Genomic DNA, 22,643 nt, shown 5'->3' with positions numbered 1-22,643 from the left:
ACATCGACACTGCCACCTCAACAATAGAAAGCCCCGGGGAGAACACATGGAACTGGTCACACCTGAATCCGTCGGCCTGGACAGCCGTCAGCTCAATCGCGTGGGAGAACACCTGCGCCGTGCCTACATCGATCCCGGCAAAATCCCCGGCAGTATCACCCTGGTGGCTCGCGCGGGCAGGGTCTGCTACCTGGACATCGCCGGTCAGCGCGACCTGGCCCGCGGCGAACCGATGACGGAAGACACGGTGTTCCGCATCTATTCCATGACCAAGCCCGTCACCTCCCTGGCCCTGATGACCCTGTTCGAGCGCGGGCTGTTTGCGCTGGACGACCCGGTGCACCGTTTTATCCCGGAATTTCGCAATCTGCAGGTGCGCAAGGCCGGCTCCTTCCCGCTGTTCGAAACGGTGCCCTGCCAGCGGCCGATGACGGTGCGCGACCTGCTCACCCACACCTCGGGCCTGACCTACGATTTTCTGCGCGAATCCAACATCGACTATGCCTACCGCAAGCTGCAGGTGGGCAATCCAGCGCCCGGTTATACGCTCAAGTCCATGATTGACCAACTGGCGCAGCTGCCGCTGGAGTTCTCGCCGGGGGAGCGCTGGAATTATTCACTGGCCACCGATGTCTGCGGCTACCTGGTCGAGGTGATCAGCGGCAGGCCGCTGCCAGACTACCTGGAAGAAGTTATCTTCCAGCCGCTCGGCATGCGCGACACCACCTTCAATGTGCGCCCGGAGCAACTGCCGCGCTTTGCCAGCTGTTACGAGCGCAACCTGAAAAAAGAGCTGGTGATGAACGACGACGGCCAGGACAGCCGCTTTAGCGGTCGTGAGTTCTTTTCCGGCGGTGGTGGCCTGCTGTCCACCGCCGGCGACTATTACCGCTTCTGCCAGATGCTGCTGAACGGCGGCACATTGGACGGCCAACGCATCATCGGCAGTCGCACCCTGGATTTTATGACCCGCAACCACCTGCCGGGGGATGTGGACCTGTCGCAATTTGCCATCGGCAGTTTCAGCGAAACGGCCTACGAAGGCGTCGGCTTCGGCCTCGGCTTTGCCACCAAGCTGGACCCGGTGGCCAATGGCTATCCCGGCTCCGCCGGCAGCTTCTTCTGGGGCGGTCTGGCCAGCACCTTGTTCTGGGTAGACCCGGAAGAGGACCTCACCGTGCTGTTCCTGACCCAGTTGATGCCCTCCAGCACCTTCAACTTCCGCGGCCAGTTGGAGTCGATGGTCTACGCGGCGCTGGAGTAGCTCCCCGGGCCGCGACATTGCAGGCTGCGCCGCCTGGCAGTAGGCTGGGCAACCGGGAAATATATAACGATAAGGAGTTCCCATGCGCTGGATGACAGAATGCAGTCGCGTCCCGTTCGCGGCCCTGGCTATCGCCCTGATGACCGCTTGCTCCGACGGTAGTGATTCGCGGGCTCCTGTGCCCCCCGAACCACCGCCGCCACCGCCACCGACCATCAGCATCGACACCCCCAATGCCGGCCGCTGCGAAATTCTCGACAGCAGTGACTGCCTGTTGCCCTGGCCCTCGGACGCCCTGACCCGGGCGGATGAGAGCAGTGATACCGGCCGCCGCGTCAACCTGAACCGGGAGTCCCTGCCCGCCAACCGGCAGGATGTCCGGGTGGACCCGGCGGAGCTCAATCGCAACGATGGCTTCTCGCCCTCGCAGATGCTGCTGGCCCATATACCGGGTCTGGACCTTGCCCAGACCGGGGTGCCGCCGATTACCGACCTGGAACAATCCCTGTCGCCGGACTCGCCGGTGGTGGTGATTCGCGCCGGTACCGGTGAGCAGCACCTGGTTTTCGGCGAGCTCGATGCCAACACCGACGACCCGGGGGAACAGCTGTTCATCATCCGCCCGATGGTGCAGTTCGAGCGCGGGGAACGCTACATCGTGGCCCTGCGCAACCTGCGTGACGCGGACGGTGAATTGATTCCGGCACCGGAAGTGTTCGCCGCCTATCGCGATGACACGCTCACCGATAACACCGCCATCGAGGAGCGGCGCGAGGCGATGGAGGACATTTTCGCCAGCCTCGCCGAGGCCGGTATCCCCCGGGAAGAGCTGTATCTTGCCTGGGACTTCACCGTGGCCAGCGTGGACAGCATCACCGGCCGCCTGTTGCACATCCGTGATGAGGCCTTCGCCGACCTCGGCGGCGCGGTGCCGGAATACACTGTCACCAGCGTGACCGACTTCATCCCCTGCGGCGACGACGGCTGCCAGGATGGCGAGGACGAGCAGATATCGCGCGAGGTGGCGGGGACCTTCATGGTGCCCAACTTCCTCGACAGCGAGGATGGCGGCCCCGGTTCCGGCTTCTTTTACGGCGAACCCGATGACGGCCTGCCGGATCGCATGGGCGGCGACAACCTGTTTGAGGCCAACTTCGTGTGCCGCATTCCCCGCTCGGTGGCGGAAGATTTCGACGCTCCTCCACTGGCTGTGGCGCGCCCCTCACTTTACGGCCACGGTCTGCTGGGCAGCGCGGCGGAAGTGCAGGGCGGTACCGGCAACAACGTGGACATCATGGCCCTGGACCACCAGATGCTGTTTTGCGCCACCGACTGGAGCGGCTTCGCCCGGGAGGATGTGGGCTATGCCGTCGCGGCCTTGCAGGACTTCAGCCTGATGCCGCCTTTTTTTGATCGCCAGCAGCAGGGTATGCTCAATTTCATGTTCCTCGCCCGCCTGCTCAAGCACGAGCAGGGCTTTGTGGCTGACCCGCTCTTTCAGGCCGGGGGCGAAGCCGTGTTCGACCACACCACGGTGTACTACGACGGCAATAGCCAGGGCGGAATCCTCGGCGGCGCGCTGATGGGGGTGATCCAGGATGTGACCCGGGGCGTGCTCGGCGTGCCCGGCATGAACTACAGCTTCCTGCTGCGGCGCAGCATCGATTTCGATGCCTACAAGCCCTTCTTCAGCGGCAGCGGCACCGGCGAGGACGGCGGTGGCTACCCCAGTATCAAGGACCAGAGCCTGCTGCTTTCGATGGTGCAGATGCTGTGGGACCGGGCCGAATCCAGCGGCTATGCCTACCACATCGAGCAGGCGCCACTGCCCAATACACCGCGCCACGCGGTGCTGATGCAGGTGGCCTATGGCGATCACCAGGTGAGCATGTGGGCGGCGGAATTCATGGCGCGCTCGCTGGGGGCCAGGCTGCGGGTACCCGCGGTTGAGCCGGGCCGCCACCCGGACAGCAATCCCTACGTGGCCCTGGAGCCGGTGCCGGCGGGTGACTTTACCGGTTCGGTGCTGACCATCTGGGACGATGGCCCGGTGGGCGGCGGGGCCGACGACGGCGGCACCGCCCCGCCTCCCATTACCAATACCGCGCCCTTCGAGCCCGATTTTGGCGAGGACCCCCACTCGCTGCCGCGCAAGGAACCGGCTGCCCAGCGGCAGAAGTCTGAGTTTCTGCGGCCTGAGGGTGAGGGCAAGTTCGTCGATACCTGTGGCGCGGGCGTCGCCTGCTTTACCGATGGTTACAGCGGAGGAGGGTAGCTTCGCCCGGTGAGCATGACAGCCGGCCCGGTAGCGCTCAGAATACTGCCGGGCGGGCTTTTCTGTTGTAGATGAGAATACATCCGATTACTATTCGTCTCCTTTTATAAGAATGCGCCCATCGCCCGCTGGGCGCGCCTCTTGCATGGAGACATTATGAAGAAGTCGCCCCTCGCACTGGCCCTGGCCAGTGTTGTTGCCACCTCCGCGATGGCAGAATCGGCCCTCGAGGAAGTCGCCATTGTCGGCTCCCGGGAGGCGGCGAGGACCCTGCCCGGTTCCGGCGCCCTGGTCGATTCTGAACAGATTCGCATCGAGGCGGCCAACGACGTCAACCAGCTCCTCAAGACAGTGCCTGGGATCTACATCCAGGAAGAGGATGGCTATGGCCTGCGCCCGAATATCGGCATCCGCGGTGCAACCTCCGAGCGCGCTTCCAAAGTGACGCTGATGGAAGACGGCGTGATGATTGCTCCGGCGCCGTATTCCAACCCGGAGGCCTACTACTTTCCCACCGCCCTGCGCATGAACAGCATCGAGATCATCAAGGGCGCGCCCCTGCTGCGCTACGGCCCCCAGACCACGGGCGGGGTGATCAATATGGTCTCAACCCCCATCCCCGGGCAGAACCAGGGCAGCGTCAACTTCCGCTATGGACAGCATGACGAGGTCGACCTGCTGGCCTCATTCGGCGGCCGAGCGGGAGAGTTCGGCTTTCTGCTGGAAACCGCCCAGCGCCGCAGCGACGGCTTCAAGGATATCGATCGCAGTAGCCGCAGCTCCGGCTACGACATTGAGGATTACCTGCTGAAGCTGGGCTGGGAGGGTGAGCGGCAGAGCCTGCTGTTCAAGGCCCAGTATTCCACAGAGATTTCTGACGAAACCTACCTCGGCCTGACCGATAGCGACTTTGACCGCGACCCGGATCGCCGCTACGGCCTGTCCAGCATCGACGAGATGGACAACGACCACCAGGGCTACAACCTGACCTATCGCCGGGAGCTGGGCGAGCGGGTCAACCTGTCCGCCATCGCCTATTACAACGAGTTCGCCCGCGACTGGTTCAAGCTCGGCGGCGGCAACGCCCTGATCACGGCCGCCAATGGGGGCGATGCCACCGCCCAGGGCATTCTGGACGGCACCGTGGATGCCACTGGTCTGGCCTACAAACACAACAACCGCGAGTATGAGTCCCGCGGTGTCGACCTGAATTTCGACGTGGACCTGGGCGCTCACCAGCTCGCTGTAGGCGGTCGAGTCCACGAAGACGAAATGGACCGCTACCAGCCGGAGGAATTCTACGACCAGATCAACGGTGAGCTGGTATTCACCGGCGTTATCGATGCGCCCACGGGTAGTGACAATCGCCTGGAGGAGGCGGATGCCGTCAGCCTGTGGCTGGTGGACACCTGGCAGGTCAATGAGGTGCTCGAAGTCAATCTCGCCCTGCGCTACGAGGATGTGGAATCCAGCCGGCGCCAGTACAGCACACCCGAACGTTCCGACGTTCCCGGCCGCATTGGCAACAACAGTGACGAGTGGTTGCCCGGCGTATCTTTCACCTACGACCTCAGCGGCAACTGGCAGTTGCTGGCCGGTGTTCACCGCGGCTTTTCCCCCCTGGGTGGCGGCGCGGTAGAGAACGAGGAGCCGGAAACCAGCGACAACTGGGAAGCGGGCCTGCGCTACAACGGCGACTGGTTCCTGGAACTGATCGGCTTTTACAGTGATTTCGACAACAAGACCGAGAACTGCTCCAACGCCAGCCCCTGCAGCAACGGCGCCACCTCTGGTTCGTTCAATACCGGCGAAGCCCTGATTCAGGGGGCTGAGCTGCAGGTAGGGACGGTGCTTGACGCCGGCGGCATGAGCATTCCCCTGAACCTGGTGTACACCTACACCGACGCTGCGATCAGCGACGACAATCAGGCAACCGGTTTTGAAGATGGCGACTGGCTGGCTTCAGTGCCGGAGAATATCTTCAGCCTGCGCGCCGGCCTGGAAACGGCGATGGGTTGGAACAATTACCTGGTGGCCAAGTACATCGACGAAATGTGCATGGACGTGGGTTGCAATAACGGCGGCAGCCGCTTTGACCGCAGTGAAGACCTGTTGGTGGTGGACTTTATCAGCCGCCTGGAATACACCCCGGAGATGGCGGTGTTCTTCAAGCTTGAAAACGCCTTCGACGAGCAGGCCATCGTCTCGCGCCAGCCCGACGGAGCCCGGCCGAACAAGCCCCGCACCGCATCGGTGGGTGTGGAGTGGACCTTCTGAACCGTCACTCGACGGTTCGCTCGGCGCCGCGGAATGCCCTGAGGCTGGCGAAAGCCAGCACTGCCGCCGCCGGACACACCAGCAGCGGCAACAGGGCCAGCGACTGGTTCAGGGCCTGCTCGTCGCGGAACAGGAAGTCGGTGAGTCCCGCTACTGCGGTTGGCCCCAATGCCAGTCCAAAGAAGTTGGTACAGAACAGCAGCAGGGCGGAGGCCTGGGCTCGCATCGGGTTGGGGGTAATGAACTGCAGGGCCGCAATCCCCACGCCGTAATAGGCATTGAGGCAGAACACGATAGGTCCCGCCGCCAGCAGGGCGAGGGCGGCGCTGGGCGCCAGCGGCCCCAGGCTGGCCGGCACAATCCACAGCAGGGCGATCAGGCCGATCAGCCGCACTGGCGCATCGACAAAACCGCGCTGCATCAGCGGCTGTACGCACCAGCCCGCCGCCAGCGTACCGAGGCTGCCGGCCACCAGGAACAGGGTGCCAAACTGGCTGCCGGCGGAGTCGCGCGGCATGCCAAAGCTGCGAATCAGAAACTCCGGGTACCAGGCCATGGTGCCGTAGCCCAGCACCGCCAGCAGCGACAGCGGGCCGATAATGCCCAGGTAGGCCAGCCAGTGGCGACGAAACTGCGCGCAGACGTCGGCCAGGCTGACCCCCGCGGTGACCGACCGCTGCGCGACGCCCTGGCGGGGCGGCTCCTTCAGCAGCATCAGCAGCGCGGTGAGCAGCAGCCCCGGGGCACCCACCGCAATAAAGGTCATTTGCCACGCCGAGACCGCGCCAAACAGCGGCAGCCTCAGCGGTGCCATGCCGGCAAACCAGGCGTAGGCCGCGCCGCCCAGTACGTAGGCCAGGCCGCCTCCCAGGGTGATGCCGAGGCTGTAAATGGCCAGGGCGCGGGCCAGTTTCTCCTTCGGGAACAGGTCGCTGAGGAGGGAGAACGCCGCCGGGGACAGCGCGGCCTCGCCCACGCCGACGCCCACCCGGGCCAGGAACAGGCCGCCGAAACTGCGCGCGGCGCCGCACAGGCAGGTCATCAGGCTCCACAGGAATACCCCGACGCCAATGATGCGCACCCGGTTGTGGCGGTCCGCCAGTCGGGCGATGGGCAGGCCCAGCACAATGTAGAACATGGAGAAGGCGAAGCCGTGCAGCAGGCTGTACTGGAAGTCGCTGATGGCGAACTCGGCGCGGATGGGGCCAATCAGCACCGCCATCACGTTGCGGTCAACAAAAGAGAGGATGTAGGCCAGTAGCAGCAGGGCCAGGGCATAGTTGGCCTGGCGGACATTGGGGCTGTGGTCGGTCAAGGGTGCTCCCTGTTGTTGTTATTGTGGCGAGGGTGGGTCAGCCTGCCCGGTTTTTCAGGTGTTCTCAGGGCTGTAGCGGATTTCCGTGATATAGAAGTGTCGTTCGCCGGTGGGGCTGCGCACGGTCACCTCGTCGTCCAGGGCGCGCCCCAGCATGGCCCGGGCCATGGGCGAGTCCATGCTCAGCTTGCCGGCGGCCAGGTCGAATTCATCGGGCCCGACAATGCGCCACTGCTGTTCCTCGCCATGCTCGTCTTCCAGCGTGACCCAGGCGCCAAAGTACACTTTGCCGGTGTTGTCGGGGGCGCGATCCACCACTTTCAACTCGTCCAGGCGCTTGTTGAGGAAGCGCACCCGGGAATCGATCTCCCGCAGGCGGCGCTTGCCGTAGATGTAGTCGCCGTTCTCGGAGCGGTCGCCGTTCTTGGCCGCCTCGTGCACGGTCTGGGTAACGGTGGGGCGCTCCACTTTCCACAACTGGTACAGCTCCGCCCGCAGGGCGGCCTCGCCCTCGGGGGTGATGTAGGTGGAGCCGCGGCGGCGCGGTGGTCGGTATCTGCTCATGGCGGGCATTCTACTGTCGCGGCGCGCCGGCGCGCCAGCGATTCGGGGCGGCGGGACCGGCAACGGCACGGCGGGCGAACGCTTCGCCGGCGGCGCCGGCAGGGGCGCTGCCACTGGGCGGCAAAACCCGTATAATGGCCGCCCATTTTTTGACCCGCAGAGACCGTCATGATCGATGACAAGCTGTTGAGCATCCTGGTGTGCCCGGTGAGCAAGGCGCCCGTGGAGTACGATCGCGAGAAAGAAGAACTGGTGTGCAAGGCTTCCGGCCTGGCCTACCCGGTGCGCGACGGCATTCCGGTGATGCTCGAAAGCGAGGCCCGCCAGCTCACGGCCGACGAAAAACTGGGCTAGGCAAGAAGGCGGCGCGCCATGCCGGCCATTACTTCCGTCATGCCTGCGCAGGCAGGCATCCATTGTCAACACTCAGGAAGGGACACAGCACCAATGTCAGACACCATATTCGGCAAAATCATCAGCGGCGAAATCCCGACGGATTTCATCTACGAGGACGAGCACTGCGTGGCGATCAATGACATCCACCCGCAGGCGCCGGTGCATGTACTGGTGATCCCGAAAAAGCCCATTGAAAAACTGTCTGACGCCGAGCCGGAGGACCAGGCCCTGCTGGGGCACTTGATGCTGGCCGCCGGCAAAGTGGCGAAGCAACTGGGGGTCGGTGATGCCTTTCGCCTGATCGTCAACAATGGCAGCGGGGCGGGGCAGACTGTGTTCCACCTGCACCTGCACATCCTGGCCGGCTCCACCCTGGCCGAAGCGCGCATGCTGGGCTGAGCCCGCACTTTTTTCCGGTAGAGACTCCCTATGAAGACCGTAGCGATACGCGAAGCTTTCCTCCGTTATTTCGAGCAGCAGGGCCACACCCGTGTGCCCTCCAGCTCACTGGTGCCGGGCAACGACCCGACCCTGCTGTTTACCAACGCCGGGATGAACCAGTTCAAGGACACCTTCCTCGGCGCCGATCCGCGGCCCTATAACCGGGCGGTCAGCAGTCAGCGCTGCGTGCGCGCCGGCGGCAAGCACAACGACCTGGAAAACGTCGGCTATACCGCGCGCCACCACACTTTCTTCGAAATGCTGGGTAACTTCAGTTTCGGCGACTACTTCAAGCGCGATGCGATTCGCTTCGCCTGGCAGTTCCTGACCGAGGAACTGAAGCTGCCGAAAGAGCGGCTGTGGGTCACCTGCCACATCTCCGACGACGAGGCCGAGCAGATCTGGATCGAGGACATCGGCTTCCCGAAGGAGCGCATCTCGCGCCTGGATGAAGACAACTTCTGGCAGATGGGCGATACCGGCCCCTGTGGCCCCTGTTCCGAGATTTTCTACGACCACGGCGAAGACGTGCCCGGCGGCCCACCTGGCAGCCCGGACGACGACCTGGACCGCTACATCGAGATCTGGAACCTGGTGTTCATGCAGTTCAACCGCGACAGCAGCGGCGAAATGCACCCCCTGCCCGCACCTTCGGTGGACACCGGCATGGGCCTGGAGCGCGTTGCGGCCGTGATGCAGGGCGTGCACAGCAACTACGAGATCGACCTGTTCCAGGCCCTGATCCGCGCCGCCGCCGAGGTGCTGGGCGTGAATGACCTGGCGCACAACTCCCTGAAGGTGATTGCCGACCACATTCGCTCCTGCGCCTTCCTGATCTGCGACGGCGTCATGCCCGGCAACGAGGGCCGCGGCTATGTGCTGCGCCGTATCATTCGTCGCGCCATCCGCCACGGCAACAAGCTCGGCGCCAGCGGCCCCTTCTTTTACCGGCTCGTGGCCACCCTGGCGGCGCAGATGGGCGAGGCTTACCCGGAACTGGTGAAGCTGCAGCCCCAGGTGGAAAAGGCCCTGCTGACCGAGGAAGAGCAGTTCGCCAAAACCCTCGACAACGGCCTGGCCATCCTCAACGAAGCCCTGGACGGTCTGCAAAGCGGAGAGGAAATCCCCGGCGCGGTGGTGTTCAAGCTCTACGACACCTACGGCTTCCCGGTGGACCTTACCAACGACATCGCCCGCGAACGCGGCCTGACCCTGGATGTCGCCGGCTACGAGGCGGCTATGGCCGAGCAGCGCAGTCGCTCCCAGGAAAGCGGCAGCTTCAAGGTCGATTACAACGACGTGTTGAAGCTGGACGGCAGCACCGAGTTCACCGGCTACGACAGCCTGGCCGGGGAGGGCAGCGTTACCGCCCTGCTGAAGGATGGCGAGCAGGTGAGTGCACTGGGCGCGGATGAAAGCGGCGTGGTGGTGCTGGATCGCACCCCCTTTTACGGTGAGTCCGGCGGTCAGGTGGGCGACAGCGGCTACCTCAGCGCCGCCGGGTTGCGCCTGGAAGTGACCGATACCACCAAGGTTCAGGGCCACCACCTGCACCACGTGAAGGTGCTTGAAGGCTCGGTTGCCGTTGGCGCGACCCTGCAGGCCCAGGTAGATGGCAGCGTGCGCCAGCGCACCCGTCTCAACCACTCCGCCACCCACCTGCTGCACGCCGCCCTGCGCAATGTGCTGGGCGACCACGTGAACCAGAAAGGGTCGCTGGTGGACTCCGAGCGCCTGCGCTTTGACTTCTCCCACTTCGAAGCGGTGAAGCCGGAAGAACTGAAAGCCATTGAGCAGATGGTGAATGCCCAGATTCGCGCCAACACGGCGGTCTCCACCCGCCTGATGAGCATGGAGGCGGCAATGGAGGCTGGCGCCATGGCCCTGTTCGGCGAGAAATACGGCGATGAAGTGCGTGTGCTGGCCATGGGCGAGGACGACTTCTCGGTGGAACTGTGTGGCGGCACCCACGTGGATCGCACCGGCGACATCGGCCTGATGCGCATCACGTCGGAATCCGGCATAGCCTCTGGCGTGCGCCGCATCGAGGCGGTGACCGGCGCCGGAGCGCTGGCGGCGATCGACGCGGTGGAAGAGCGCCTGGCGGAAGTGTGTGAAGCGGTGAAGGGCACCCGCGACAACGTGGCGGCCAAGGTCGGCGCCCTGCGCGCGGAAGCGCGCGAGCTGGAAAAAGAAGTGGCGCGCCTGAAGCAGAAGCTGGCCACCTCCGCGGGCGGTGACCTCACCAGTTCCGCGGTGGACGTGGACGGCGTGAAAGTGCTGGCCGCCAACGTGGAAGGGGGCGATGCCAAATCCCTGCGCGACGTGATGGACCAGTGCAAGAACAAACTCGGCAGTGGCGTCATCCTGCTGGCGGCCGTGGAGGGCGACAAGATCGCCCTGGCCGCTGGCGTCACCAAGGATCTCACCGGGCGGGTCAAAGCCGGCGACCTGATGAAGGAATTCGCCGGTCGCCTGGGCGGCAAGGGCGGTGGCCGTCCGGACATGGCACAGGGCGGCGGCAGCGATGTGGCAGCCCTCGACGACACGCTCAAAACCGTGCCCGACTGGGTCGCGGCGACCCTTGCAGGTTAAGGCGGACTCACGTCCCATTCCGCACTATTGCCGGTTTTCAAGGGCGCGCTATTGGTGTTAAATGGCGCCCCTTTGGAATCCGGGCCCAGAGTGAGCGCATGAGCCTGATCGTACAAAAATTCGGCGGCACCTCTGTCGGCACCATCGAGCGCATCGAGCAGGTGGCCGACAAGGTGGCGCGTTTCCGCGGAGACGGCCACAGCGTTGTGGTTGTCGTGTCCGCCATGAGCGGTGAAACCAACCGCCTGATCGCCCTGGCCCACGAGATCCAGGATCGCCCGGTGCCGCGGGAACTGGATGTACTGGTATCCACCGGCGAGCAGGTGACCACGGCGCTGCTGTCGATGGCCCTGAACAAGCGCGGTGTGAAGGCCAAAAGCTACAACGGCAGCCAGGTGCGCATCCTCACCGATGACGCCCATACCAAGGCGCGTATTCGCGATATCGACGATGAGCGCCTGCACGCCGACCTCGACGAAGGCTACGTCGTCGTTGTCGCCGGCTTCCAGGGTGTGGACGAGCAGGGCAACATTACCACCCTCGGCCGCGGCGGCTCCGACACCACGGCGGTTGCCCTGGCGGCTGCGCTGAAGGCCGATGAGTGCCAGATTTATACCGACGTGGACGGCGTCTACACCACCGACCCGCGGGTAGTGGATGGCGCCCGCCGGCTGGATCGCATCACCTTCGAGGAGATGCTGGAGATGGCCAGCATGGGTTCCAAGGTGTTGCAGATACGCGCCGTGGAATTCGCAGGCAAGTACAACGTCCCGCTGCGGGTCCTGCACAGCTTTAAGGAAGGCCCGGGCACACTGATTGCGCTGGAGGACAGTTCGCAGATGGAAACCCCGACAATCGCAGGCATCGCCTTTAATCGCGACGAGGCCAAACTCACCGTCGTGGGTGTGCCCGATATGCCCGGCATTGCCCACCGTATTCTCGGCCCCATCGGCGACGCCAACATCGAAGTGGACGTGATCGTCCAGAACGTGGCGGACGACAAGACCACCGATTTCACTTTCACCGTGGCCCGCGGCGACCTCAACCGCGCGCAAGATGTATTGAAGCAGGTGGCGGAAGACATCAACGCGCGGGACGTGCGTTCCGACAGCAAGATCGCCAAGGTGTCAGTGGTTGGCGTGGGCATGCGCTCTCACGCCGGTGTTGCCAGCCAGGCCTTCGCGGCACTGGCGGAAGTGGGCATTAATATCCAGATGATCACCACATCGGAAATCAAGATTTCGGTGATTATCGAAGAAAAGTTCCTGGAGCTGGCCGTACGTGCGCTGCACTCATCCTTTGGCCTGGACAAGGAACCTCAGGACGAAACGCCTGCCTAATACCCTGGTAGTCGATTCGATGAAGGTTACAGTTTTGCTATCTTGTGAAACTGAACTACAACTAGGTTTATGACCGAACAGGTTTGCCCCGCGCCACCCGGATCGGCGGAGCGGTAGATGTTGCGTTATACCCACAACCCAACAGGCACAAGACTGGAGAAAAGGACATTATGCTGATCTTGACACGCAGGGTTGGAGAATCACTGATGGTAGGCGATGAAATAACCGTTACCGTCCTCGGTGTAAAGGGCAACCAGGTACGCATCGGCGTCAACGCCCCCCGCGACGTGGCCGTACACCGTGAGGAAATCTACAACCGCATTCAGGATGGCGGTGAAGACGAGCCGAAGAAAGAAGAATCTTCCAGCTGAATTCCGCTGCAACACTTTGAATTTATAGCCATTGTGGTATGATGCCGCGCCTGTGTTGAGGTGCCTTGAGGCTAGTAGCCCAACCCCCTGACACAAAGCAGACAATCTGTTCCGGAGAGCTGGCCGAGTGGCTGAAGGCGCACCCCTGCTAAGGGTGTATAGGCTTATCCCCTATCGAGGGTTCGAATCCCTCGCTCTCCGCCATATAGGCCCCAATTATTTGTTTAAAATCAAGTAGTTGGGGCTTTTTCGTTTCTGGCTTCCCATACCAGTCCCCATACTTTAGGTTTTGTGCCTGCCCCTGCATACTTTGAAATAGTCCGCTTGGCTTTGTGTGTGCCAGCCCCTGCGCTACCATCAATGCCACAACAACAGACAGGGAGCGTTACTGTGGAACGGTATCACCCTTCACTTGAAGAAGTTATGGGGGAGCGCTGCCTTGATGAACCAATGCAGCTTTTCATCACCGGCATAAGCTTTGGCGATTTCGCCCATAGCGAGAATGCGGCGGACAGCATTAGTTCACCTTTCCTACGTCTGGATTCCGGCGCGTCACGTTCGGAGCATGGCACTTTCGAGTTTGAGGCTGTAATCATTCACTTGTTGGAAGTTGATGGCAGCAGTATTGAAAACCTTGAAGGAAAGTGCCCTTTGGGTATGGTCAACTTCTATGACTCTGACTTGGCGCATGTGAATATCTGCGCCACAAAGGGTTTCTTAGACAGGTTATTTCAAGCGGCCCTGCATGACAGGGGCGGCTTGTCTGTCCGTATAGGCATCCCAGAGTGGAAGCATAGCGAAGTAAAATGCTTGCCATTGACTTGGTATCAAGTGATATATAACTCTGACGATACCCCCGAAAATGAATAAACCATTGCGTGAGGAAAAATCGTGGAATCAGAGGTAGCGCCCTTCTATGCAGACTGGACATTTTGGGCAGTCGTTGTAGCTTTTTTGGCGGTCGTGCTGTCACAGCTTCCGCCAGTTCTCGTCTGGTTCAAACGGGCAAGGCTTGAAATCGAGCTTTACTCGAAAATTGCCATCAACCATAAAGTTGGCAATCCAAACTTACAGCTTCACCTAATAATTGAGAATACAGGCGGTCGAAATGTTCGTATTAGGAGTGTATCCGCGAAAATAAAGCGCGATGGAAATGAAATCGCGATTCTTCCAGCGCAGAACTACCTGCAAAATCAGGGCGACAAGAATACTTTGTTGTTCACGCCGTTTTCGTTGTCGCCGGGCGAGGTGTGGGCGCACAATGTCAACTTTCTAATCTGGTTTAGCCGGGAAGAAGAAACTGTCTACAGAAAGAATGAAGCGAAATTGCAAGCAGACTTTAAAGCGAAGCGAGCCGCTATAGACGGCGAGCCAGAGGGATTCATTGAGCTGAACGACGAACTTGTACAACCATTTCATGATTTTTTCGCCGAAAAATACATTTGGGAGGCCGGGGAGTACCATCTAACGGTTGAAGTTAATACAAACACACAAAAATGCGATGTTCAGAAAACCTACCGGTTTACACTTTTTGAATCCCATGTAGCCCAGTTAAAAGAAGTAACTGACTACTTTAAATATGCGGGCGGGATATCTTGGGACCCGAACATACCGGTGGGGGTTTTGATAGACCTAAAAGAAGTCTAATGCAAAATTTTAGGTGAGCGCCTCGCGGGGTGCCACTGAAGGACGTCAGGCCACCATTTTGCCAAAAGATGGCTGAACACCGAATGCCTAGCAAAAAAGCGCTGAACAGCGCCCGTGCCAAGCTGAACGAAGCCCGCTTTTTCCTCGCTTTGATGGACAGGGTCGAAACCGAGCGCACCCCCATTACAAACGGCCAAACATTCGAGCAGGAATACACTTATTACTTGAGTGCGTGCCTGAACGGATGCTACAGCGCCGTGGTTTGCCTTGAGGATGGTGGAAAACTTCTAAAAGGCGCGGCACGGGCTTTTAAAAATGAGCGTCCTGAATTCTATCTCCGTGAATTTGGGCTGCGCTCGCGTTCCGTTCATTACGGCCCAGTTAGGCCGGGCACGCCTCGATATATACCCCCGCAGCCCGGTGCAGTGAATTTTAACTTCAGTGTTCCGCAGGCTTCTGCACCACAACAACAGGGGCGCGCCGATTTTTCGCTGTATGGCACTTTCTATTTCGACGACGAAAAAGATTTTGATAGAACAGCAACCGTGAGAGATATTTGCAGCCGCCATATTGGCGAGATTGCCGCCTTTATTGACCAGTGCGAAAAGGACGCCAGCGAGCCACCACAGCCCGCCAGCAACTAAGCTACAGGTCAGACCACCCATCCGAATCATCTTCACCATCGGTGCGCTGCAAAGCCGTCAAGCGACTTCGCGCGCTGGGGGTGAATCCCAATTCCACCATGCACAAGCGTAGCTGGCCATGTTGGCTCGCCGTGAAGGCCCACGGTTCCTCAATCAACTGCGCGTAGAGAAGCGTGTACTGCACCATAATGCCCCGGTCTAGGGCTGATAATACGTTGAATTCGGCCAGCGCCTTGACCACCCTGCGCCATTCCCGCTTGGCTGCGTCAGGAAGCCACTGCGGGGCGCTGGGCGGCTTTGTGGGAGGGGGTGGCTTGCCACCACCCCCGCCGCCATGCCTATCCTTGCGGAACGTGCCACGCAGTTTGTGGACATTATCAGGCAAGCGCTTTGTCACCGAGTCGCCCCCAACTGCGCCAGAATAGCCGCCTGTGTTTCAGCCACTGCGGCGATGAAGCCTGCCGCTGCACGCTCGGAATCGCCACGCAATAGCCGCTGTTGGCAAGACTGCATGAAGCTTCGCAGATGGCCCGTAGCGGCAGCCTCAGCAGCACTGTGGGCCGCTTCAAGTGCTTCCACGGTAGTGGCCTCGGCCATTGGGGTCATCAGCCTTTCAGCCGCAAGGCGGGCATCCTGAACCTGCTTGGATGAATCAGCAAGCTCGCCCTGCCTGTTGTGATAGCGGCCACGGATTGCAGCATCACGGCATACCTTCCCGCAATATTTGGCGGTATTGGTCATGGGCTGGTATTCGGCGTGGCACTGCACGCAGATACGCGGCTGCCAAAGTGATTCGGCGCGCTGCATTTTTGCGTCCTCCACCGCTGCCTTACATGAATCGCCGCAAACTTGCGATTTGGGGTCAAGGTTGGTTGTCATGAATCGCTCGTTGCAATTCCGGTTGCGGCACTTGGCCAAAAATTCGATGTCGCTGTGGTTACTGGTCTGCTTCATGATTGCCTCGAAAAGTGTTCACAGGAATTCTCTGACTGACATTGCGTTTACGTCACTACCCTGACGGTATTCGGGGCGGGGCAGCTAGAGATTTAGCCGCCCCCTCCCCATTGGGTCAGGCCGCGAGTTCCATCACCTTCAGCGCGCGGGTGTCCATCGGGCCGCTACCGCACAACATCCGTGATGGGAACTTGGTGTATCCCGGTTCAGTGATCTGATCACGGAGGATTTGCAGGCCAGTGCTGTGGCTAACAAATGCGTAGGCTTTGGACAGGTCGCCAAACATCACCGACTTGCTTCCCGCTGCCACTTCAGGCATTTCCGGTACTTCTTCGACCACATAGCCCATGATGCTCTGCGGCTTGCCAGTGGTGCCGTTGGCGTCCTGCCAGATGGGCATACCGTTGGCGTCCTTGAACTTGCGCATAATTTCAATGGCTGATGTAGAGGCGTACAGCTTGGCTTTCTTGCGATACTTCGGCTTCAATGAGTGAATCAGCGTTACCAGCGCGTCATAGCCAAAGTCACCATCAGCGCCGGACTTCACAAGCTGGTAGCTGGCGAAGCTGCGCACGCCATCGACATCGTAGCTATCAGCAGCAAAAAGAATGCCTTTCTGATTCGGTGCCGCGCCGTTGCCTTTCAGCATTTCAGCTTCAAAGTCCGCGTCGAAGGAAGTCACGATTTCGCTCTGAACATGGCCCACCATGTCAAAGGAGCTTGACAGCACCAGTTCATCGGTAGCTTTCGGGTAGGCATACTGCATTGTCAGCTTGATAGCTGGGCGCGCATAGGTCGGCACACCAGTTTCAGCGCGCGCTACACCTTCCGCAACGCGGCCAGAGGCGGCACCGGAAACGGTGAATACCTGCTGATACTCGTTGCTGTCGATAACCTTTCGTGCACTGTCGCGCAAGATTGGATTAGTTTCTGCAATGGTGCCGATAAGAACATCATCAAGGTACGGGATTACAGTGTATCCACCCTCAGCCTCCACAGTGGTGGACAAACTCTTTTGCCGCAGCCCGTCCTTGTCGTTCTTGCGCAGAAAAGCATTAAACGCGCCCTTAATATCTGCGCCTCTGTTTGCGGGGCCGTCCGGCACGGCCATACGGCCAGCCGCCTGCTTTTGAGCAAGGTCAGTCAGGTCGTGGTCTAGGTGGGAGAATTTTTCCTCCAATTCCGCCAGCTTGCCTTCATAGCGATCTTTGAAGCCCTGCACGGCTTCGCCTTGTTTTACAACCAGTGAACTAATTTCATTCAGATTCATAGTTTGTTGCTCTCGTAGTAACGGTAGTTGGAATGCCTTTGGTTCATCCGATGTACCCGAAAGCCTGCATCACGCAGGTCGAATCGACCCCAGCCATGTACTGCCTCACGCAGCAATGCGAATCGTCTTACCCTTTGGCGAAGGTTGGTCAGCACTTAGCGGAAAGCCACTTGCTGACCTTTGAGCGCGGCCTTTCTTCCAGTCCACTCTCAATCTTGTGTTCACGGAACGCTCGAAGTGCTGGCCAGCCGCCGCTTGTTAAAAGCATTGCTTCCCGGCGTGAGAAGCCGTGCTGTTTCAGCAGCTTTTCAAGGTCGCGTGGTGAATCAATCGTTTCCATATGCGTATTGTCGCCGGTGCCCGGCCCTCAGTCATTTAAAGTACGGATGGTATTTTTTAACAAAGTGGCAATCCGACCACCCCCATGATTTTCTCGAAAGTTGAACAGCAGGAACTCTTGAAAATAGAAAGCACACCAACCGCTTCCCCCCACTCTTTTAAGAGAGTGGGGGTGGAATCGGCAGGATTGGTCAATTCCTTCATTTGCCGTTTTTTTAAAACGGAAAACCTTCATTTGGTGCCTGAATTCCATCATTTGCCCCTGTAATTCCATCATTTCATCCAAAATGGAACCCTTCATTTGACCCATCATTTACCCTTCATTTAGAAAATTCCAAATGAAGGTGGTGCCGAAAAATCTAAGCTTCATGCAGCGGTAATTGCGGCCTGATCAATGGAGAAAACCCGCGAAGTTACTGTGCCCAAAACGCGGTTGTCTTCGAGCCATGTGATTACGCGCCTACGGGCCTGCTCTCTCATGCCTGCACCTTTCAGCAAGTCGATAAGGTCACGCTTTGCCACTGATACAAAGCTGGCATTCGGGTTTTTCACCCGGAATGTGGCGGAATGCTCGCGTAGCAAGGCCAGCGCCGTTTTCTGGTGCTTCCCGGCCCGCTTACCCTCCAATAGCTGCTGTGCCAGCCCTGCCCCTTCCTGCGCCATTGTGGTGCCCACAACGCAACTGGTAATGTCTTCGCCGGTTTCGGGGTCGGTGCCTACTGTCACCACGTCCAGCGCCAGCGATACGGGGGTGAACTGTTCCGCGTCCTTCTGCTTTGTACAGCCCAACTGCAAATCACCGTCACGCAGGGTCAGGCTGATTTCAGTATCAAGGGCAGCCCGCAGGCTGCTATTACCCCGCGCGGTTTCGGTGTCCATCTTGCCGGTGTGATGTACTGGCATGATGCAAGCGCCGGTCATTGCCCGCAGGCGTGCCAGCGCGTCAACAAACCTTGACATATCCTTTGTGTTGTTTTCGTCACCGTCACCAAAGTTACGGTTGAGTGTGTCAATGATGATAAGCGCCGGAACAAAGGGCAGCCCGTTCATCACTTCAGCCAATTCGTTCACTTGCATGTAATCGAGGAAGGCCACCGGCTGCGAGGACACAAGGAACGGCAGCGCTTCCACGTCCACCCCCCGCGCAGCGCCCCAAGCCCGTATGCGCGCATTGATACCGTTTTTACCTTCACCGCAGATATACAGCACGCCACCTTTGCGCACGTCAAAGCCCTGCCACTTGACGCCAGCGGCTACACTCAGCCCCCAATCAAAGGAAATGAATGACTTGCCCACCCCCGAAGGCCCGTAAAGCATGGCGAGGCTGTCAACGGTCAAGTGCCCCTTAATCAGCCATTCAGGCGGCTGCACGTTGCCAAGCTGGCCCACTGATAGGAAGTGCAAGCCGGTGCGCTTGACTGCCTTCTGCTTTTCCTGAAGCCCTGCCAGCAGTTGCGCGGCATAGTCGGGCACTTCCGGGTCAGTCCACCCATATTCCCGCGCCCACTTGAATACGCTTTCATAGGTCAGCCCGCCGTCAACACTACGGAAGCCCGCCCACTTGCGGCGCATGTAGTCAACGCTTTCGCCTTCGCGGAATTCCGGTGAACGCTTGGCCCACTCACACCACAGCTTGAAGCCATGCCCGCCGATTGACCGCAGGGCCATGCCCACCCTTACAAACTGTTCATAGTCCTGATATGGCACATGGTCGAGCGCCCCGGCCAGCTCTCGCCACTCGGTTTCCGATATATCGTAGTCGGGCACTTCCTCGCCAAGCGGTTGGCCGCTGGATTCATGCACCCCCACGCTGTAAGGTGCCAGCACTTCGCGCACCAATTCGCTGTAGTTATCCGGCAGGGTGGGCAGCGCGTCAAAGTCAATGGTTTCCAGCGTTTCCACTGTCAGCCATTTGTAATGCCCGCCCTTGGGGTGGACTGTTGGCGGCAAAACGGTTTGGCTGCCATCGCTCAACAGGTCAAGGATTCTTTCACCCTTGCCGTCAGTACCCTTTATGCTGAAGCGCTGCGTATGTTCGCCGTTGTAGCGATAAAACGCGGTGTAGCCCTTGCTGCCGAATTTGCGCACCGGGCTTGGCGGTGTGATGGCTTCAATGGCCGCTTGCGCCCCGTTGCCTTCGTGGTCGAAGTCAAGGGCGATAATGCCGGATAGCTTGCCGGGGCACATTCCCACCCCCGCACCCGGCCAGCTTTCCCAAGCATCAAGCTCAAGGTCAGTGGCCATGCGGTTTGCGTACTGCTGCCAACTCGGCATTGGCTTCCACTCGCCGCCCGCATATCTGCCGGGGAATTGCATGCCCGGTAGAATTGGCATGACGCTAATTCCGCGCTCAAATAGCGGGATGCCTGCCAGTTGGAAGGGTGATAGGTCGCTTGAATTGTTCGCGCCTGCTGTCTGTGTCACTATTTTCATGTCCTCAAGGTGATTTCATTTTTCGTTGCTTTCCTCGTCTTAGGGATAATTGCTTTCGCTTCTTTGGCCCGGTCTTTGACGCCGGGCTTTCTTTTTTCTGGTCGCGCCTAAGCCTCAATCTGTGCCAAGTAATCGGCTTCATGTTGTGGCGTGATGATTCGGCGGCGGCCAATCTTTGCTGATCGGAGTTTTCCACGCGCCAGCTCGTTGTACACGGTCTGGCGGCTAATGCCGTACTTTGCAGCGAATTGTTGGATGGAAAGTACGCGGTCTGAAGTGTTGGCGGTGGCTACTGTTTGCATTGATAGGCTTCCTCTGTCTGCCGTTGTTGTCGTTGGACAGGCGGAATATAAGGCACGGAAACCCAATTAACTATTGATGCCCAGTCGGCACCGCATTGCCCGGGGGTGAGTGTTGTGCTGACTGAAAAAGCGCCACAAAAACAGGGGGTTATAGAAGGGTAAACAAAGGGAAAACAAATGCATTTGCAGAATGAAAAACGGGGGCATTGCACCCCCGTATGATTACGCTGCCTTGTCGTGCAGTTCTAGCTCGTACTCGGCAATGTAGCGTGGTACTGCTTCAGCCCCCTCGTGCAGCCCCAAATCATTTGCAATGTCGATCATTGTGGCCAGCACAACGTCATCATGGTCGCACGCTAGCTGCCGCCCGATGGCCGCAAGGCGGCGCACGTTGGCGCTGGCATTGTGGTCGTTACCAATGGCAGTGAATAGGCTGGAAAGCCCGCTAAAGCGTTCATGCAACCCAAGCGCAAGGCTGGCGATGGCTTCATTGTTCTGGTCGATTTTTTGTACAGCTTCTGTCACGTCCTGTTTTCCTTGTGCTTAGGGTTAGGGGTGGGGCTCGCGGCCCCGGTTTCTGATTCGATATCTGTGTCGGGCGCGCTGGTGAGGAATTTGGCCCAGTCATCCATTAACTGCCTGCGCTTGTTGAACAGGTCGCCGCGCCTGTATGCAGCTTCAACGGCATTTCCTACTGTGTGCGCTAGCGCCATTTCAACGACATGGTTGGGGTAGCTGGTTTCCTCGGCTGCCCAATCTCTGAATGCGGAGCGCATACCATGCACCGTCACGCCCGGCTGCATTTCTTTCAGCAGTTTGGCCATAGCCATATTGGATATGTGGGGCGCACGCAGGCCGGGAAACAGGTGGCTGTGTTCTTCGTTCAGATTCTTCAGCACACCCAGTGCTTCGTCAGATAGGGGTACGCGGTGCTCTTTGCGCACCTTCATACGCTCTGGCGGGATTACCCAAGCATCACCCTGAATCTCGCTCCATTGGGCCTGCATGGTTTCTCCGGTGCGGCAGGCAGTCAGAATGGTCCATCGGAGCGCATAGGCTGAAATTGATGACTTGGCAGCCAGCCGCGCGTACAGGTCAGGCAGGTCAGCGAAGGGCAGGGCGCTGAAATGTTTGGTGGGCTGCAATTTCTCCTTCGCTGGCAGTAGGGCTTGCAGATTGCCCCGCCACACGGCTGGGTTGAACCCCTCGCGGTAGCCTCGGGCCATTGCCCACGCCAGTATATTCTCAAGACGCATTCTTACCCGACTAGCGGTTTCCGGCTTGCTGTGCCATATAGGTTCGAGTACGTCCAGCACATCAGCCATGCCGATTTCAGAAACGCTTTTCCTGCCGATTTTCGGGAATGCGTATGTGCTTAGTGTGTTCTCCCATTGTTGTTTGTGTTTGGCGTTTTTCCAGCCGGGGGAATGGGCGGCAATGTATTTGCCAGCCGCTTCCTCAAATGTCGGGATGGTGCTGTCACCGTAAAGGGCGATTTTCGGGTCTTTGCCATTTTTCACTGCATTCCTTGCAATTGCGGCGCGCTCTCTAGCTTCCTTCAGTGTGTAGTCGCGAAAGCTGCCAAGAGCGGTATATCTCAATTTACCTTGCCGCCGCCAGCGATACTCCCATGATCGCCCGTTAGGCGGCGTAACTTTGAGGTATAGCCCACCCCCGTCGTTGTGCGCTCCGGCGCCAAGGTTAGAAAGCTGGTTTGCTTTCAGTTTGTTTCTTTCTGCTTTTCCCCTGCTTACCATACCTATTGCCATACTATTTATGATGTGACTGGGGTGGACAATAGCAGACGGTAATTTACAAGGCAATCACCTAAGTTACTGATATATATACGCAATGCGTATATCTAAGTGGGGCGGCTTGGGTGTAGATAGACTTGGGTTTACATGGTTGGTAGCCCTCGCTCTCCGCCATAAATGCAAAAGGGCCGCCCCCCAAAAGGGCGGCCCTTTTGCATTTATGGGGCTGAGTGAGGACTTGGTTTGGGCCCTCCGGTTCGACAAACTCGCCCCACGGGCGAGTTTGAGACGAGGCGCAAAGCGGCGAAGGTCGTGCGCGACCCCGGCCGAGGGGCTGAATCGCCACCAGTTCCTTAGACACTTTCCAGCCGCTTTTGGTGACGCCGCTCATACTCTACCGGCGATAGCTGCTCATTAGAACTGTGACGCCGCCGTTCGTTGTAGAACAGCTCGATATAGTCA

Annotated in this window: 23 protein-coding genes and 1 tRNA gene; 12 read left to right on the top strand and 12 right to left on the bottom strand. The window is 59.5% G+C overall.

The annotated features are described in order from the left end of the window. Positions 1-46: 46 nt before the first annotated feature. From FVW59_RS16375 to FVW59_RS16365, 3 genes are all read left to right on the top strand, one after another. Positions 47-1,264 (top strand): serine hydrolase domain-containing protein, encoded by a 1,218-nt coding sequence (locus tag FVW59_RS16375; RefSeq protein ID WP_148065451.1) that lies wholly within the window; start codon positions 47-49, stop codon positions 1,262-1,264. 82 nt (positions 1,265-1,346) lie between these two features. Further along, on the top strand, positions 1,347-3,539 hold the full coding sequence (locus tag FVW59_RS16370; protein WP_148065450.1) for a hypothetical protein: 2,193 nt from the start codon (positions 1,347-1,349) through the stop codon (positions 3,537-3,539). Between the two features lie 156 nt (positions 3,540-3,695). Next, positions 3,696-5,816 carry a TonB-dependent receptor family protein gene (locus FVW59_RS16365; protein ID WP_148065449.1) on the top strand — a complete coding sequence of 707 codons (2,121 nt, stop codon included), beginning with the start codon at positions 3,696-3,698 and terminating at the stop codon, positions 5,814-5,816. Positions 5,817-5,820: 4 nt separating this feature from the next. Here FVW59_RS16365 and FVW59_RS16360 read toward each other — a convergent pair whose 3' ends face one another. Together FVW59_RS16360 and greB are read right to left on the bottom strand one after the other, a co-directional pair. Then, a complete protein-coding gene (locus FVW59_RS16360; RefSeq protein ID WP_148065448.1) occupies positions 5,821-7,131 on the bottom strand; it encodes a spinster family MFS transporter in 1,311 nt (436 codons plus the stop codon). A 54-nt stretch (positions 7,132-7,185) separates the two neighbouring features. Then, a complete protein-coding gene (greB, locus tag FVW59_RS16355; RefSeq protein ID WP_148065447.1) occupies positions 7,186-7,695 on the bottom strand; it encodes a transcription elongation factor GreB in 510 nt (169 codons plus the stop codon). Positions 7,696-7,863: 168 nt separating this feature from the next. On the opposite strand from greB, the gene FVW59_RS16350 reads away from it, so the two are divergent. The 9 genes from FVW59_RS16350 (at position 7,864) to FVW59_RS16310 (ending at position 15,129) form a co-directional block, all read left to right on the top strand. Then, positions 7,864-8,049, top strand: a complete 186-nt coding sequence (locus FVW59_RS16350; RefSeq protein WP_148065446.1) for a Trm112 family protein — start codon at positions 7,864-7,866, stop codon at positions 8,047-8,049. Positions 8,050-8,142: 93 nt separating this feature from the next. Continuing rightward, positions 8,143-8,490, top strand: coding sequence for a histidine triad nucleotide-binding protein (locus FVW59_RS16345; protein WP_148065445.1), 348 nt, complete (start codon positions 8,143-8,145; stop codon positions 8,488-8,490). 30 nt (positions 8,491-8,520) lie between these two features. Beyond that, entirely contained in the window at positions 8,521-11,127 is a 2,607-nt protein-coding gene (alaS, locus tag FVW59_RS16340) for an alanine--tRNA ligase (RefSeq protein ID WP_148065444.1), read from the top strand. Positions 11,128-11,225: 98 nt separating this feature from the next. After that, the gene (locus FVW59_RS16335) at positions 11,226-12,467 is read left to right on the top strand and encodes an aspartate kinase (protein WP_148065443.1); all 1,242 of its coding nucleotides are present in this window, start codon (positions 11,226-11,228) and stop codon (positions 12,465-12,467) included. 170 nt (positions 12,468-12,637) lie between these two features. Continuing rightward, positions 12,638-12,838, top strand: coding sequence for a carbon storage regulator CsrA (csrA, locus tag FVW59_RS16330; protein WP_148065442.1), 201 nt, complete (start codon positions 12,638-12,640; stop codon positions 12,836-12,838). Between the two features lie 113 nt (positions 12,839-12,951). Further along, positions 12,952-13,042: transfer RNA gene (locus tag FVW59_RS16325), tRNA-Ser, on the top strand. Positions 13,043-13,228: 186 nt separating this feature from the next. Beyond that, positions 13,229-13,708, top strand: coding sequence for a hypothetical protein (locus tag FVW59_RS16320; RefSeq protein ID WP_148065441.1), 480 nt, complete (start codon positions 13,229-13,231; stop codon positions 13,706-13,708). 21 nt (positions 13,709-13,729) lie between these two features. Next, positions 13,730-14,485 carry a hypothetical protein gene (locus FVW59_RS16315; protein WP_148065440.1) on the top strand — a complete coding sequence of 252 codons (756 nt, stop codon included), beginning with the start codon at positions 13,730-13,732 and terminating at the stop codon, positions 14,483-14,485. 83 nt (positions 14,486-14,568) lie between these two features. After that, the gene (locus FVW59_RS16310) at positions 14,569-15,129 is read left to right on the top strand and encodes a hypothetical protein (protein ID WP_148065439.1); all 561 of its coding nucleotides are present in this window, start codon (positions 14,569-14,571) and stop codon (positions 15,127-15,129) included. Between the two features lies 1 nt (position 15,130). Here the strand turns inward: FVW59_RS16310 and FVW59_RS16305 are convergent, their stop codons facing one another. The 10 genes from FVW59_RS16305 to FVW59_RS16260 form a co-directional block, all read right to left on the bottom strand. Continuing rightward, the gene (locus FVW59_RS16305; protein WP_148065438.1) at positions 15,131-15,370 is read right to left on the bottom strand and encodes a hypothetical protein; all 240 of its coding nucleotides are present in this window, start codon (positions 15,368-15,370) and stop codon (positions 15,131-15,133) included. Positions 15,371-15,522: 152 nt separating this feature from the next. Next, a complete protein-coding gene (locus FVW59_RS16300) occupies positions 15,523-16,083 on the bottom strand; it encodes a hypothetical protein (protein WP_148065437.1) in 561 nt (186 codons plus the stop codon). Between the two features lie 115 nt (positions 16,084-16,198). Further along, on the bottom strand, positions 16,199-17,353 hold the full coding sequence (locus tag FVW59_RS16295; protein ID WP_148065436.1) for a phage major capsid protein: 1,155 nt from the start codon (positions 17,351-17,353) through the stop codon (positions 16,199-16,201). Between the two features lie 148 nt (positions 17,354-17,501). Next, entirely contained in the window at positions 17,502-17,693 is a 192-nt protein-coding gene (locus tag FVW59_RS16290; RefSeq protein ID WP_148065435.1) for a hypothetical protein, read from the bottom strand. 27 nt (positions 17,694-17,720) lie between these two features. Beyond that, the gene (locus tag FVW59_RS16285; protein ID WP_148065434.1) at positions 17,721-17,993 is read right to left on the bottom strand and encodes a hypothetical protein; all 273 of its coding nucleotides are present in this window, start codon (positions 17,991-17,993) and stop codon (positions 17,721-17,723) included. 65 nt (positions 17,994-18,058) lie between these two features. Then, positions 18,059-20,125, bottom strand: coding sequence for an AAA family ATPase (locus FVW59_RS16280; RefSeq protein ID WP_148065433.1), 2,067 nt, complete (start codon positions 20,123-20,125; stop codon positions 18,059-18,061). A 107-nt stretch (positions 20,126-20,232) separates the two neighbouring features. Then, positions 20,233-20,427 (bottom strand): helix-turn-helix domain-containing protein, encoded by a 195-nt coding sequence (locus FVW59_RS16275; protein ID WP_148065432.1) that lies wholly within the window; start codon positions 20,425-20,427, stop codon positions 20,233-20,235. Between the two features lie 222 nt (positions 20,428-20,649). After that, complete coding sequence (locus FVW59_RS16270) at positions 20,650-20,952, bottom strand: hypothetical protein (protein WP_148065431.1); 303 nt, start codon at positions 20,950-20,952, stop codon at positions 20,650-20,652. Continuing rightward, complete coding sequence (locus tag FVW59_RS16265) at positions 20,949-22,196, bottom strand: tyrosine-type recombinase/integrase (RefSeq protein ID WP_222711546.1); 1,248 nt, start codon at positions 22,194-22,196, stop codon at positions 20,949-20,951. The genes FVW59_RS16270 and FVW59_RS16265 overlap by 4 nt, the downstream gene beginning before the upstream one ends. Positions 22,197-22,534: 338 nt before the next feature. Further along, on the bottom strand, positions 22,535-22,643 hold a 109-nt coding region (locus tag FVW59_RS16260; RefSeq protein WP_148065430.1), incomplete at its 5' end, for an IS3 family transposase.

Source organism: Parahaliea aestuarii, from assembly GCF_008064635.1.
GTDB lineage: Bacteria > Pseudomonadota > Gammaproteobacteria > Pseudomonadales > Halieaceae > Parahaliea > Parahaliea aestuarii.
Note: the sequence above shows the minus strand (reverse complement) of the source record. Positions and strands in the feature narration are given on the sequence as shown.

What these genes read in the sequence shown, in the direction of transcription:
- FVW59_RS16310 (WP_148065439.1), top strand. Translation starts at nt 14,569, where the DNA reads ATGCCTAGCAAAAAAGCGCTGAACAGCGCCCGTGCCAAGCTGAACGAA.
- FVW59_RS16345 (WP_148065445.1), top strand. Translation starts at nt 8,143, where the DNA reads ATGTCAGACACCATATTCGGCAAAATCATCAGCGGCGAAATCCCGACG.
- FVW59_RS16280 (WP_148065433.1), bottom strand. Translation starts at nt 20,125, where the DNA reads ATGAAAATAGTGACACAGACAGCAGGCGCGAACAATTCAAGCGACCTA.
- greB (WP_148065447.1), bottom strand. Translation starts at nt 7,695, where the DNA reads ATGAGCAGATACCGACCACCGCGCCGCCGCGGCTCCACCTACATCACC.
- FVW59_RS16350 (WP_148065446.1), top strand. Translation starts at nt 7,864, where the DNA reads ATGATCGATGACAAGCTGTTGAGCATCCTGGTGTGCCCGGTGAGCAAG.
- csrA (WP_148065442.1), top strand. Translation starts at nt 12,638, where the DNA reads ATGCTGATCTTGACACGCAGGGTTGGAGAATCACTGATGGTAGGCGAT.
- alaS (WP_148065444.1), top strand. Translation starts at nt 8,521, where the DNA reads ATGAAGACCGTAGCGATACGCGAAGCTTTCCTCCGTTATTTCGAGCAG.
- FVW59_RS16335 (WP_148065443.1), top strand. Translation starts at nt 11,226, where the DNA reads ATGAGCCTGATCGTACAAAAATTCGGCGGCACCTCTGTCGGCACCATC.
- FVW59_RS16300 (WP_148065437.1), bottom strand. Translation starts at nt 16,083, where the DNA reads ATGAAGCAGACCAGTAACCACAGCGACATCGAATTTTTGGCCAAGTGC.
- FVW59_RS16275 (WP_148065432.1), bottom strand. Translation starts at nt 20,427, where the DNA reads ATGCAAACAGTAGCCACCGCCAACACTTCAGACCGCGTACTTTCCATC.
- FVW59_RS16290 (WP_148065435.1), bottom strand. Translation starts at nt 17,693, where the DNA reads ATGGAAACGATTGATTCACCACGCGACCTTGAAAAGCTGCTGAAACAG.
- FVW59_RS16365 (WP_148065449.1), top strand. Translation starts at nt 3,696, where the DNA reads ATGAAGAAGTCGCCCCTCGCACTGGCCCTGGCCAGTGTTGTTGCCACC.
- FVW59_RS16370 (WP_148065450.1), top strand. Translation starts at nt 1,347, where the DNA reads ATGCGCTGGATGACAGAATGCAGTCGCGTCCCGTTCGCGGCCCTGGCT.
- FVW59_RS16375 (WP_148065451.1), top strand. Translation starts at nt 47, where the DNA reads ATGGAACTGGTCACACCTGAATCCGTCGGCCTGGACAGCCGTCAGCTC.
- FVW59_RS16265 (WP_222711546.1), bottom strand. Translation starts at nt 22,196, where the DNA reads ATGGCAATAGGTATGGTAAGCAGGGGAAAAGCAGAAAGAAACAAACTG.
- FVW59_RS16285 (WP_148065434.1), bottom strand. Translation starts at nt 17,993, where the DNA reads ATGAAGGGTTCCATTTTGGATGAAATGATGGAATTACAGGGGCAAATG.
- FVW59_RS16295 (WP_148065436.1), bottom strand. Translation starts at nt 17,353, where the DNA reads ATGAATCTGAATGAAATTAGTTCACTGGTTGTAAAACAAGGCGAAGCC.